Here is a 13,483-nt window from a genome sequence, read left to right as displayed (position 1 = left end):
AAATAAAAATTAGACCCTTGTAAATTTATAAGGATAAACTTTACCCGAAGCCCATTGGGCAACATATAGGTTTTCATCATTGTCAACACAGACATCATGTGGGTTTAACAAAATCTTTTCTGCCTGTACCATGGGTTGCAATACCCCATCTTTATATACCGGTTCAGTTCCTCCCAGATTGGAAACCACCTTGTTATTTTTGTCTAAGATCGTCGTAAACCCACTGCCTTCTTTATTCAGGTCCGGTGAGCGCAACACCGCAGCGTAGAGGTAATCGTTTTTGATCACAGGTCTGCAAACGCAGGCTCCCGGCAACCGGATGATTTCCTGTAGGTTTCCCTGCATGTCAAAACGCTTAAAACAATTCCTTGTACGATCGGTAACCAACAAAGAAGGACTTTCCAGACGCTGGTCAATACATATTCCATGGGCATTGTCCAAATGTTTAGTTTCTGCTCCCCTGCCTCCAAAGTAGCTGAGCAGCTTACCATCAGCGCTGTAATGAAAAACGTACTGCAGGCCATAACCATCCGCAATAAAGAAGTCACCGTTATCAGCTATTGCCGTCTCCGTTGGCACAAACTCTTCCTTCTTTTTATACAGACCGGTCTCCATCGGACAATCAATCGTCATCAGGACCTTTCCGTCCAGCGTTGTTTTATAGACCTGATGCCTGTTTGTATCAGTGATGAAAAGATAGTCTTTACCGTTTTCTTTTGCAAGGCTCAGCCCATGTCCACCCGGAAATTCATGTCCCCAGGAGTTCAGCAGTTTACCCGACTTATTATAGATCAGAATATTATTCTTCGTCTCATTAGTGAGTAGAATAATCCTTCCTTTGGAGTCCTGAACCATCTCATGACAATCGTTTACAGGATTCTTTAAAGGATTTAACTGTCCCCATTTGACATCCAGTCTGTAACGCATATCGTTATGCCCATAAACAGGTCCCACTGGTTTTGCAAACAGGTCTTTTGCAATAAAAAAGCTCGCTGAAATCACAGCAGTATGTTTTATAAATGTTCTTCTTTCCATAAAGTATTTTAGATTAAGATGTCTTTAACCACCTTGCCGGCAACATCGGTTAGCCGATACCGGCGCCCGAGATGTTTAAAAGTCAGTTTCTCATGATTCAGCCCAAGCTGATGGAGAACCGTAGCCTGAAAATCATGTACATGTACCGGATTAGAAATCACGTTATAGCCAAACTCATCCGATTCCCCATAAACAATACCAGGCTTTACTCCTCCTCCGGCCATCCAGATACTGAAACAGCGGGGATGGTGGTCCCTTCCATAATTGTCTTTCGTCATCTTCCCCTGACTGTAATTGGTCCGGCCAAACTCACCGCCCCAGATCACCAGCGTTTCGTCCAGTAATCCCCTTTGTTTCAAATCGGTGATCAATGCAGCCGAAGCCTGATCCACATCCTTGGCCTGTCCGGCCATTTCCGAAGGAAGATTGCCGTGCTGGTCCCAGCCCTGATGGTACAACTGAACGAAGCGGACCCCATTTTCACTTAATTTCCTTGCCAGCAAACAATTGGCAGCAAAGGTGCCTGGCACCAGACAATCGGGACCATAAAGTTTAATGATATCATCGGGTTCTTTGCTCAGGTCAGTCACTTCAGGCACGGCAGTTTGCATCCGGTAAGCCATCTCATACTGCTGCACTTTTGCACTGATTTCCGGATCGCCGAATTCCTGAGAAGAAATGGCGTTTAGCTCAGACAATTTATCCAGCATCTTTCTTCTTTCAAATCTGTTGAGCCCTTCAGGATCTTTCAGGTAAAGGACCGGATCCTCACCACTGCTAAACTGCACCCCCTGATGCGTGGAATCCAAAAAGCCATTGGTCCAAAGTTTGGAATAGACCCCCTGCCCATTGCCTTTTCCCCTGGAAAGCAATACCGTGAAAGCAGGGAGGTTTTTATTTTCACTGCCCAGGCCATAACTCAGCCATGCGCCCATACTTGGCCTGTTGCCCTGCTGGGCACCGGTTTGAAAGAAGGTTAAGGCCGGATCATGGTTGATCGCCTCTGTATGCATCGATTTAATGATACAAATGTCGTCCACCACTTTTGCGGTGTAAGGAAACAGGTCGCTGACCCATGCTCTGGAATCGCCGTATTGTTTAAAATCATAGTAAGAGCCCACTAAGGGAAAGGAAGCCTGATTGGCCGTCATTCCGGTTAGTCGTTGTCCCGCACGGATAGAAGCAGGAAGTTCCTGCCCCATCATCTCCCTCAGCTTAGGCTTATAATCAAAAGATTCCAGCTGCGAAGGCGCCCCATTCTGAAAGAGGTAAATCACTCTTTTCGCTTTGGGCGCAAAATCAGGAATTCCCGGAGGAAGACTGCTTTCGTCCATACCACCCGTGAAAAGATCGGGAATAAGCAATGACCCTAAAGCCACACTGCCAAGGCCCAGACTCAGCTTCGATAAGAAACGGCGCCTGTTAAAGTTGAGACCATGTTCTAAAAAATCCTTTTCCATATATCAGGTTTTTGTAATCGTTTCTTCCAAATTGTAAATGGTGGTCATGACTGCCATCATTGCCGCCAGGCTACTTCTATTGATTTTATCCGGAATCGGGTACTCTCCTACAGCCAGTAGCTTTTCAGCCTTTGATTTTTGGGAAAAAACCTTTAGCTGGTCTGTATAATAGGAACTCAGGAGTTTGGTTTCTTTTTCATTCGGGTTCCTGCATACAATCAGGCGAAATGCTTTGACCACTTTCGCTTCCACAGCAGTATTTTCCTGTAATAATTTCGCCGCCAGTACGCGGGAGGCCTCCAGCACCGTCGGATCATTCAGCATCACCAATGCCTGTAGAGGTGTATTCGTGTTTAATCGCTTCACTTCGCACTGATCCCTGTTGCTGGCATCAAAAATGCTCATTGTTGGAGGAGGCACGGTACGTTTGATAAAAGTATACATACCCCTTCTGTATAGACTCTGACCATGATCCTGCTTGTAATTGGCCAGGATGCCGCGTCCGGAAGTGGCCGCCTCCCAAAGTCCTCCAGGTTGGTAAGGCTTTACACTCGGCCCTCCAATGGTTTTCACCAGCAAGCCGCTGCTTGCCAGTACCACATCTCTAACAGATTCTGCCGGAATGCGGTAACGCGGAGCTCTTGCGAGGAGAATATTTTCAGGATCTGTCCTTAATTTTTCTTCAGACACGACCGCCGACTGTCTATAGGTGGCAGAACTGACGATCTGCTTCACCAAACGCTTGATGTTCCAACCGTGGTTCATAAAATCTACCGCCAGCCAGTCCAGCAATTCCGGATGGGAAGGCAGCTCACCCTGCATCCCGAAATCTCCTGAGGTCTTTACAATCCCACGTCCAAAAAACTCCTGCCAAACCTGATTCACAAAAACCCTGGAAGTCAGTGGATTTTGTTTATCAAACAGCCATCTGGACAATCCAAGCCGGTTTTTGGCGTATTGACTTCCAAAAGGCAAAACCGATTTAGGTGTTCCAGCCTCTACTTCCGTACCATGGGCATCGTAGACTCCCCGGTTTAAGATATAGGTTTTCCTCAGGGTATCTCTGTCGCCCATTACCGAAACGATCAACCGGCTTGTGTCCTGTTTATTGACAAAGGACAATATCTTTTTAACATCTTCATTGCTGATTTCCATCAGCGGCTTCTTGGCATAAGTTTCCGGGCCGCCAACACTGGACTCCAGTCCGACTTCCTTTACGTTATTAAAAAAGGCAAACACCTGATAGTATTCTTTTTGAGAGAAAGGATCGTATTTATGATCATGGCAATGTGCACATTCTAAAGTAATGCCCAATAATGCCTTGCCAAAGGCATTCGTACGATCGGTCACATACTCTACCCGGTATTCTTCATCAATTACCCCGCCCTCTTCTGTGATTTTATGGTTGCGGTTAAAACCTGTTGCAAGTAGCTGCTCTTTAGTCGCATCCGGCATAAGATCTCCGGCAAGCTGCCAGGTAATGAACTGATCGTAAGGCATATTTTTATTGAAAGCATGAATCACCCAGTCTCTCCATGGCCATTGAGAACGATAATTATCATCCTGATAACCATGAGAATCCGCATAACGGGAAACATCCAGCCAGTGAAGTGCCATCTTTTCTCCATATGCAGGACTTTGCAACAGGGATTCCACAACTTTCGCATAAGCATTACTACTGCCATCAGCCAGGAATTTGTCCATGACAGCTATCTCTGGAGGTAAGCCGGTCAGGTCGAGGCTGAGTCTTTTCAACAGTCTTTCTTTATCCGCTTCGGGATTCGGCTTTACCCCTTTCTGTTCCAGCTTTGCCAGGATGAAATGATCGATTTCATTCTTTGCCCAGTCTTCGGTTTTAACTTTTGGAACAACCTGAGCTTTTGGTGGGTTAAAGGCCCAATGCCGTTCGTATTTCGCACCCTGTTTGATCCATTTCTCTATCATGGAAATTTCATAGGTGCTTAGTTTCAGATTGGAAGATTTAGGCGGCATCATCAGGGCAGAATCCGTTGAGGAAATGCGTAGGAAAAGCTCCGAGGCCTCCGGTTTAAATGGAACAAGTGCATGTGCAGAAGGATTCTCTTTCAATGCCTTATAAGCCTCTTCAGCAATATCCAGCCTTAGACCGGCTTCCCGTTTATTGGCATCCGGCCCATGACAGGCGAAACATTTATCCGACAGGATTGGTCTGACATGAAAATTATAACTGACCTGATCGGGTATCTGTTCTTCAGCAACCTGACTGCCCGACGAATTACAGGCCTGTATCGTATATACGATCACGCCGAACGCCAGCATTAAATAGAAAAGCCTGCGATACATACAAAGATTTATTTGGTTTCGTGTGTTGATCAATTTAATTCCCAACCCTATTCATAAAGTTAAAGGAAAGGAATAGCAGTTCAATAGACTATCCTACGAAAAGAATGGACTATCCTTTGTCAGGGCATTAAAATATCAAAAAAAGGAAGCAGCGTTTACGATTTGGAGACAGAACGTCTAAAGGTTCATAAACCTGAAGGTAGAAAAATTTGCACCCATTAAATCTATGATAGATTTAATGGGTGCAACACTATTTTTTACTCGTTTGAGAGATAAAAGTACTCTCAAATATTTTATCTGCATTTCCGGCTTCAAAGCCTTCTCTCCGGTGGGTATTGTTAATCTCCGAAGCGGGAAGACCTGCAAATTCCGTTAAGACTTTTCGCTCTGCAAACTCTACATAAGAACCGGCAATGACCTTCTTTTTGCCATCAGCAAAGCTGGCTTCTACCAATTCGGCTACGGTTGAGCTTTGTAACAATGCCCCATCGCTGCTTGTTTTGATTTCTCCACCGGCATCGTTCAGCTTGAACCCGTTTTTCAGTAAAAACTGATCAAATGACTCCAGGTTATTGTAGCCTTCTTTCAGGTTATGAATGCTGATCGTGAAATGGTTCAGGTAATAGCGGTTATAAATGGTCCATGCCGCATATTCACTTTCCGCCATCAGTTCTGTATAATCTTCTACTGTTGGTGTTTCCCAAAGCGGACTGTGCAGGAATTCGTCAACCGCAGCATCATCATTCAGGTCCAGTGCATCTACGGGATCGCTGGTAATGGCATCCGTATATTTATGAATCAAGGTCTGTGCCCGCTCAGAAAGCTGGCTTACGATCAGTTCACTAATGAAAATGCGGGGAAACTCAGGAGAAGGTGGCGCATACCACCAGGCATCCAGTTTCTTTTCTGAAAAATGATACGGACTTTTTTTCTCGTAACCATAGGCCAGGAACACTTTTTCCAAGGAGGCAATCCCCAAATGGGGAACACCTAAAGTCCGGAAGGCCACATGGTCGTTCTCTATTTCTTCAAAATTTTCGATAATTCCTTCAGCAATCATCGCATTGATGATTCCTGCAACATCAGGAACACGTTCTTTATATCGGGTTAAGAGTCCGTTCAGTACTCCGGTCAGCGTTTTATGCTTCATTATTTATTTAATTTTATACAATACCTCATCCAGATTAGCCACCAGATCATCCGCATTTTCTTTGGAGAATACCAAAGGCGGCTTGATTTTGATCACATTGTGTAAAGGGCCATCTGTGCTCAATAAAAACCCACGGTTCCTCATCTCTTCCACAATCAGGTCTATTTCAGGAACAGCAGGCTCCAGGGTCTTTTGATCCCTTACCAGCTCTACTCCAACAAAAAGACCATGCCCTCTCACTTCTCCGATCAGGGGATGATTTTCCATCAGTTTTGTAAGGCCTACCATCAGGTGATTCCCTGTTTCCAGGGCCTGTTGCTGCAGCTCTTCTTCCCTGATCACCTTCATCACCGCAATCCCCGTTTCCATAGAAACCGGGTTCCCCCCAAAAGTATTGAAATATTCCATTCCGTTGTTAAAAGAAGCAGCAATTTCTGCAGTAACCACCACCGCAGCCATAGGATGTCCGTTTCCGATAGGTTTACCCAGAACCACGATATCCGGCACTACATTTTGCAATTCAAATCCCCAGAAATGATCTCCGATCCTTCCAAAGCCAACCTGTACCTCATCGGCGATGCAAAGTCCGCCGGCAGCCCGTACATGCTGGTATACTTCTTTCAGATAGTCCGGTGGCAAAGGGATCTGGCCTCCTACGCCTAACAAGGTCTCACAGATGAAGGCAGCAACGCCTTTATCAGCCGTTTTAAGTGCCGCTATCAGACGTTCTACATCTGCGGCATACTTTGCCCCTGCCAGACCATCTCCGTAACGGTAGGTGCCACGATACAGATCCGGGTTCATCGCTTTATGGATATGCGCAGCCTGCCCGGCGCCACCTGGTCCGTCAAATTTATATGGGCTGAGCTCCATCGCCACTGTAGAAGTACCATGGTAAGCATGATCCAGTACAATCACATCTTTCTGACGGGTATAATGCCTGCTGATCCGGATCGCCAGGTCATTGGCTTCACTTCCTGAATTCGTGAAATAACATACGCTTAAAGGTGCCGGCAGGCTATCGGTAATCAGCTTTGCGTACTCCAGTAAACTATCATGCAGGTATCTCGTATTGGTGTTTAACTTTGCCGCCTGCTGCTGCATTGCCCGCACTACAGTAGGATGGCAATGTCCCACATGACTGACATTGTTGACACAGTCGATAAATGTATCTCCCTGATCATCGTACAGGTATTGAAATGCAGCTTTAACGATTTTCAGTGGTTTCTTATAGCTGATACTCAGGTTAGCTCCGATTCGCTCTTTTCGCAGTTTGAGCAGGATTTCCAGTGCTTCTTTTGCCGGACTTACTTTTGGAAAGCCACAGGCGAGGTTAAACTCATTCTGAGCATGTACCGGATTGATCTTCAACAACTGGAACAGCAATTTCCAGGCATCGTTTTCGGAAACAAAGTGATGTTCATTATCACCCTGTGCCCTCTTACTGGCCGACTGCGTGACGCTTAAACTTAACCTCGCCCCGATGAGGTAATAAAGAATGGACACTTCCTGTTCCGTAAGGTTGTATTCCTGGTGATAGGCTTTTAACACGGTTATTGCTGCCTGAAGGGGTTGTTCCTGACGGAACATCACATAAGTCAGGGTAATGGCAATGTTGTGTACCAGCTGTGTTTTGGCGATGTCCCCAAAGTCAATGAATCCGGTTATTTTATCCTGATCGGCCAGTACATTCAGGTCGTGGGCATCATTATGAACTACTGCCGTTCTCAGATGGTACATCAGTGGAACTACTTCCATTTCATATTGAAGGAGAAAGTAAGCCGCAATCCTTCTCTTTTCATGGTCCTGAATAAAGTGGAGGTTCTCTTTGGAAGCCAGTACATAGGCCAGGTCCCATTCGTTAAAACGGTATACTGCAGGATGATTAAAAGTTTTCAGTTCCTGGTCCATTTTTGCCAGGGTAATGCCAAGATCTGTTAACAACTCCGGAGTTAATACAGGAAGATCTGCAAGGAAAGTGCCTTTCAGAAAAGACAATATCCTGATGCAATACTGATGTCCGTTGATTTCAGTTTTAGTGATCAGCTGTCCTTCCAGGTTGGGTTTTAAGGTTTGTACTTTAGCTGCCAGCGGTGTAGCCGATAAAAACTGTAAAGCCTTTATCTGTGCATCCAGGTAATATTCATCATAAGGTGCAGGGTTTACTTTACAGATAAACTGTACTCCTTCTTTAGTATTCAGCAGGAAATTCTGTTCTTCATAACCAGCGATTTTCTTTACCTCAGCATCGAGCTTGTAAAACGTGTTCAGGGTGTCTTTAAGGTCTTTTTCAGAAAGTATCATGTGTATTCTCTTTTAGTATCATTAACAAGTGTGCTGCTGACCAGCTGAAATTTTTGGCATTTAACCCTTTGCCAGTCAGGGGATGGTAATTCTCACGGATGGCTCCCTGCCCCCGGAGGCCTTCTGCATTTTTCAATAGTTGATTAAAAAAGTAAGTTGCATCGTCCTTTTTGCCATACCGGAGCATACCGGAATACGCAAAATAGAACTGATCCAGCCATACCGGACCCCTCCAATAACCTTTTAGCGGATCAAAACGGGGATGATCAGCAGCCAGGGTGGCGAGGGGAACAGGCGTATCAAACTTATTTGTTTTTTTTATCATTTCCAGTACAGAATTCATTTGTTCCGGATCGGCCAGGCCACACCATAGTGGTAACCATCCTTCCGGTCCATCTACATCAACCCACTGCCCTTCTATGGTCTTATCATAATAAAACCCTTTCTCTTTTCTAAAGAAGGTCGTATTGATTTTTTGTTTTAAGGGGGCAAGCTGAATGTTCCATTCCTGGTTTGCCTGATGATTACCCATGGCCATGGCAATCTTTGCCAGATAGCCTTTTTCGGCATACAGGTAAGCATTCAGGTCTACAGATTCCTGGTTTAAAGACCATGCAGTTTCGTTGTTTTTCAATAACGCAGCTTTATCAAACCTGACCGCATTGTCCATTCCGCTTTCCCATGCTGCGGCAATCCGTGTCCCATCAGTTGCCCCAAACTCGCAAAGACCATTTTGATTGTGGTCCCTGTTTTTATACCACCAATGGTGGTACTTAACAAGCTTAGGGTACATGGTATTCAGAAAAGAAACATCTTTTGATTGCTCATAGATTTTCCATACCGCCCATGCCGCTAATGGTGGCTTGGTATCTCTCCAATTGTTTTCTTTTTTATCGGTATAAATGCAATCGGCTACCATGCCATGTTCATCCTGGTAATCAAACATGGCCAGCATGTTCTCTTTTGCCAAAGCCGGACTAAAATAACTCAGTCCTACGGCCTGTTTCCAGCTGTCCCAGCTCCAAAAGCCATAGAATCCCTGGTAATTCAGAGAAGGAAACAAGCCACCGTGTAAAAGATCTTTAGACTTACTTCTCCAATTGGTTAACAAGGTAACGATCGATTTCACCGCTAGTTTTTGCGCTTCGGGCTTGCTGACTGCTAAACCCGGAGCATTGAAATAATCGTTCAGGTATTGATCCCAGCGTCTTTGATTGGCGCGGAGTTCCTTATTGAAATTGAAAAGAACGGGTTTCTCCTGTTCTTTTTCTTCCAGAAAATAACTTTGGGTCTGACCAATAGTAAAATGGGCCTTTGGCTGGATGAGCACTTCTTCCAGCTTTGCCTGATAGCCATTTCCGGAAAGCTGAATATCCATTGTATGACTGCTGTGGAACTGCTGGATGAACCGATGGTCATTATCTTTAAACCCAATCCACACACCATTTGCTGTTTTTTGGAATTGAGCAGAGCTCAACAAGCTGCTTCCGGTCCAGGACAATTGGAATTTTCTTTTCTTTTTCCCCAGGTTATACACCCGGGTGTTGATCATTGCAGACCTGTTGGAAACAAAGATCAATTGCAAAGTTACCTTCAGGTCATTGATCAGCAATTCCTGCGTAAGCAGGCCAGGATAATAAGTGGAGCTGGCTTTAGCTTTGGAAAGCTCAATTTCTTTTCCGTTTTCCTTTAATTGAAGCCGGGAAATGGTATTCCCAAGCCATTCTCCTTTAAGATCCATCAGCAATGGGCCAATAAAAGCACCATTGTCCTTAGCCGAAGAAGGCAACGTATAGGCATGCCATGCACCCAGATCGGAGAATACATTGGTTTCAATTTTCTCCGGATCAAGCACTTCATAGCCCATACTCAGCGGATCCAGGAATTCTTCCCGTTTTGAACCGGCATGTTTAGTCTCATATATCGAGGCCAGGATTACAAAAACACATAAGCAGCAACTGCGTAAAAGAGAAATCATCATTTGAAAATATTGTTTCCATCGGCCGCATTAAAAACGGGACGGAAGGTAAAAGAATAAGTGTAATCGCGGTACGGCAGGCGGTATTGCGGATGTGCCTCGGCACCCCAGCTGTTATCGCCACCTACTCCTGTTTGTTTTGCATCAATATTCCACCAGATCAGGTCTTCGTTCGTCATGGAACCTCCATGCACATTGACCTTCGCATCTTTATCAAAATCCAGGTGCTTCATGTCAAAGTGTAATACTCCTGAACTGATTTCAGGGGCCCCTACCGCAGAAAGCCCGATCCCTGCCTTATTAGCTAAAGTCATCCACCTTACCCCGGTACGGTATCCACTTTCCTGTGCCCTTGGATAAGGATGAAAAAGTGCATCCGCAGGCATGCGGTAAAGGTCGATATGAGCCGCATAATTGCGGTCTGAGTAGTTGTCAAAAGGACCTCTTCCAAACCAGCTGACCTGATCATAGTCCGGATTTAAAATCAACCTCATCCCTATTCTTGGAATTTCAGGAAATTTCTGATCACTAGTTTTCAAATGATACCTGACATTGATGCTGCCATCTCCTTTAATCGTGTATTCGGTGAGGATGCTCAGTTTTAACTTTGGAAGCTCATGCACTGTTTTCAGCACATTTGTTTCTTTTGATAAGGATTTGTTTTCTATGCTGCGGAGTTCTACCCCATCAAAGGCCGTTTGCCAAACCTTGGCGCGGATCTGCATGCTGTTGCCAATATCATTATCTGTTGCTGCCCTCCAGAAATGAGGAACCAGTGCAGCTTTGATGAGCTCTTTCCCTAAGATCTGATAGCTTTCCAGCAGTCCTGTTTTCTTGTTAAAACCGATGTGAATGGTATCGGTATCAAACGTAATCACTGCTGTACTTTCTTTGGTTTTTAGTTTTGTTCTGTTGGCATACCACGCGGCTTGTGGAGTTTTTACAGGTAATAAAAACTGTTCTGTTGCGATTTTAAAACCAGCAGGAACTAAAGCAGCAGCCTTTTTAGTAAAGACCTCAAAGCTGACCAGGTATTCCCATCCTGCTTTTGGTTCGAACGAAGGTACGTTTAAACGGAATTCTTTTTCAGATTGCGGGTCAACAGAAAGACCATCTACTGTTCCTGAAGCAACCAGTGTCCCATTTCCTTTGATGAACCACTTGATCTGGTAACCCTCCAGCGTACTAAAATCAAACCTGTTTCTCAGCTTAAATACGTAATGCTGAAGATCTATGGCTTCGAAATTCACATTCTGATATACTTTCTGCAATTCGTAAGCCTGTGGATGCCAGGAACGGTCTGCTGCGACCAATCCATCCGCACAAAAACTGGTATCACTCGTTAGCCCTACGGTTCCCATATCCCGGCCATAGGCCCAGATGGCATTTCCTTTATCGTCCTTTTTGCTAAAGGTCTGATCAGAGAAATCCCAGATAAAACCACCCTGTAACTGGGGGTGTTTATAGATCAGGTCCCAGTCGTCCTTTAAGTTCCCTCCGCTATTGCCCATCATATGGGCATATTCACATTGGATGAGTGGACGCTTTCTCCATTCCTTCACATAGTTTTCCATCACTGTAATGGATTTATACATCGGACAGAAAATATCTGAATACCTTTCGTCTTTGGTGGCTTCATATTGTATCGGCCTTGAAGTATCTTTTGCCTTGAGCCAATCGTAACCCGCCATCAGATTTCCTCCGAAACCACTTTCATTTCCCAAAGACCAGGTGATGATACTGGTAAAATTCTTATCCCTTTCGTACATCCTGCTGATGCGGTCCAGATAAGCAGCTTTCCATTCCGGTTTATCAGACAGGGTTTTCAGGGGCGTGAAACTCATCCCATCACATTCTATATTGGCTTCATCCACCACATAAAGGCCATACTGATCACATAAAGAATACCACCTTTCGGTGTTGGGATAATGACTTGCCCTTACGGCATTGATGTTGAGCGCTTTCATCACTTTGATGTCTTCGATCATTCCTGCTTCTGTCACGATCTTTCCGTTTACAGGATCATGTTCATGGCGGTTCACCCCTTTGATCTTTATCGCTTTGCCATTGATCAGAAAAAGTCCGTTTTTAATTTCTACAGACCGAAAGCCGATATCGTGACGGATGATTTCTATAAGTTTCCCCTTCTGATCCAGATGGCTGATTTCCAGTATATACAAATTGGGGTGTTCCGCGTTCCAGGTTTTAACGCCTGGAAAATTGGCACTAAAGTTCAGAGTAGTGGCTATTCCTGAGCTAGTGGTTTGGCCGGAGACAGCACCAATATTTTTTTGTGCTTTATACAGATGTACATCAGGGGTTTCAGGATCAAAAACTTTCAGTTCTACCGTCCCTTTATCGGCTTTGCCCGCTGCTTTGTTAAAGGCAAGGTCCAGGTTAAGCTTTCCATTTTTATAAGATTCATCCAATGTTGCCTTCAAGGCAAAATCAGACAAGTGAAATTTTGGTCTGGCGATCAGAAACACACTTCTTTCGATTCCGCTGAGCTTCCACATGTCCTGCCCTTCGAGATAGGTGGCGTCACTAAAGCGGAATACCTGTAAAGAAATGGTGTTCTTCCCTTTTTTAAGCAATTGGGTAATGTCGAATTCGGTTGGTGTTTTGCTGTCCTTGCTAAAGCCGACATACTGTCCGTTGATCCAGAGGTAGTAGAAAGAGTTTACTGCGCCAAGATGAACAAAGACCTGCTTTCCATCCCAACCGGCATCGATCATAAACTCCCGCTGGTATTGCCCTACAGGATTATCTTGCTTAGGGACAAAGGGTGGGGTGGCCGGAATGGGATATTCGACATCGGTAAAGATAAATTTAGCATAACCCTGAGTTTGCCAGTGACCGGGAACTTTGATAGCACTCCAATCGCTTGTTTCTTCGGTATTTTTATAGAAAGAATCCGATCTTTCTGAAGGGTTATTGACGAGTTTAAACTTCCAGAGGCCATCCAAAGATTTCAGATAAGGACTGGATTGTTGGCTCATTGCCTGCTTGCCGGGATAAGGAATAAACCAGGCATGAGGCTTAACTGCATTTTGAGAAGGGATTAAGGGATTTTCCCAATCTACAGGAGACCGGGCAATCTTCGGGTCAGGATTTTTCAGGATTCCAACTTTAGAAACCTTCGCAGTTTTTACAGTAAGAGACTGTGCAGTCCCAGGACCGGCAAAGGCCATCATGAGCATCAGAGAAAAAAAACAGGGCTTGATCAGATTCATA

The 13,483-nt window shown here is 44.9% G+C and carries 7 protein-coding genes; all 7 read right to left on the bottom strand.

The window, feature by feature from the left end; translation table 11 throughout:
- Nucleotides 1-9 precede the first annotated feature (9 nt).
- Nucleotides 10-1,035, bottom strand: coding sequence for an NHL repeat-containing protein (locus BUC20_RS18095; RefSeq protein ID WP_073232445.1), 1,026 nt, complete (start codon nucleotides 1,033-1,035; stop codon nucleotides 10-12).
- Between the two features lie 8 nt (nucleotides 1,036-1,043).
- Nucleotides 1,044-2,495: a DUF1501 domain-containing protein gene (locus tag BUC20_RS18090; RefSeq protein WP_073232444.1), complete on the bottom strand. Its 1,452-nt coding sequence runs from the start codon at nucleotides 2,493-2,495 to the stop codon at nucleotides 1,044-1,046.
- A 3-nt stretch (nucleotides 2,496-2,498) separates the two neighbouring features.
- Nucleotides 2,499-4,817: a PSD1 and planctomycete cytochrome C domain-containing protein gene (locus BUC20_RS18085; protein WP_073232443.1), complete on the bottom strand. Its 2,319-nt coding sequence runs from the start codon at nucleotides 4,815-4,817 to the stop codon at nucleotides 2,499-2,501.
- Nucleotides 4,818-5,067: 250 nt separating this feature from the next.
- Nucleotides 5,068-5,967 (bottom strand): DUF1338 domain-containing protein, encoded by a 900-nt coding sequence (locus BUC20_RS18080; protein ID WP_073232442.1) that lies wholly within the window; start codon nucleotides 5,965-5,967, stop codon nucleotides 5,068-5,070.
- A 3-nt stretch (nucleotides 5,968-5,970) separates the two neighbouring features.
- Entirely contained in the window at nucleotides 5,971-8,271 is a 2,301-nt protein-coding gene (locus BUC20_RS18075; protein ID WP_073232441.1) for an aminotransferase class III-fold pyridoxal phosphate-dependent enzyme, read from the bottom strand.
- Nucleotides 8,258-10,252, bottom strand: a complete 1,995-nt coding sequence (locus tag BUC20_RS18070) for an MGH1-like glycoside hydrolase domain-containing protein (RefSeq protein WP_143166835.1) — start codon at nucleotides 10,250-10,252, stop codon at nucleotides 8,258-8,260. The genes BUC20_RS18075 and BUC20_RS18070 overlap by 14 nt, the downstream gene beginning before the upstream one ends.
- Nucleotides 10,249-13,482, bottom strand: a complete 3,234-nt coding sequence (locus BUC20_RS18065) for a glycoside hydrolase family 2 TIM barrel-domain containing protein (RefSeq protein WP_234994544.1) — start codon at nucleotides 13,480-13,482, stop codon at nucleotides 10,249-10,251. The genes BUC20_RS18070 and BUC20_RS18065 overlap by 4 nt, the downstream gene beginning before the upstream one ends.
- Nucleotide 13,483 lies beyond the last annotated feature (1 nt).

Origin of the sequence: Pedobacter caeni (assembly GCF_900129215.1) — a bacterium.
GTDB lineage: Bacteria > Bacteroidota > Bacteroidia > Sphingobacteriales > Sphingobacteriaceae > Pedobacter > Pedobacter caeni.
Note: the sequence above shows the minus strand (reverse complement) of the source record. Positions and strands in the feature narration are given on the sequence as shown.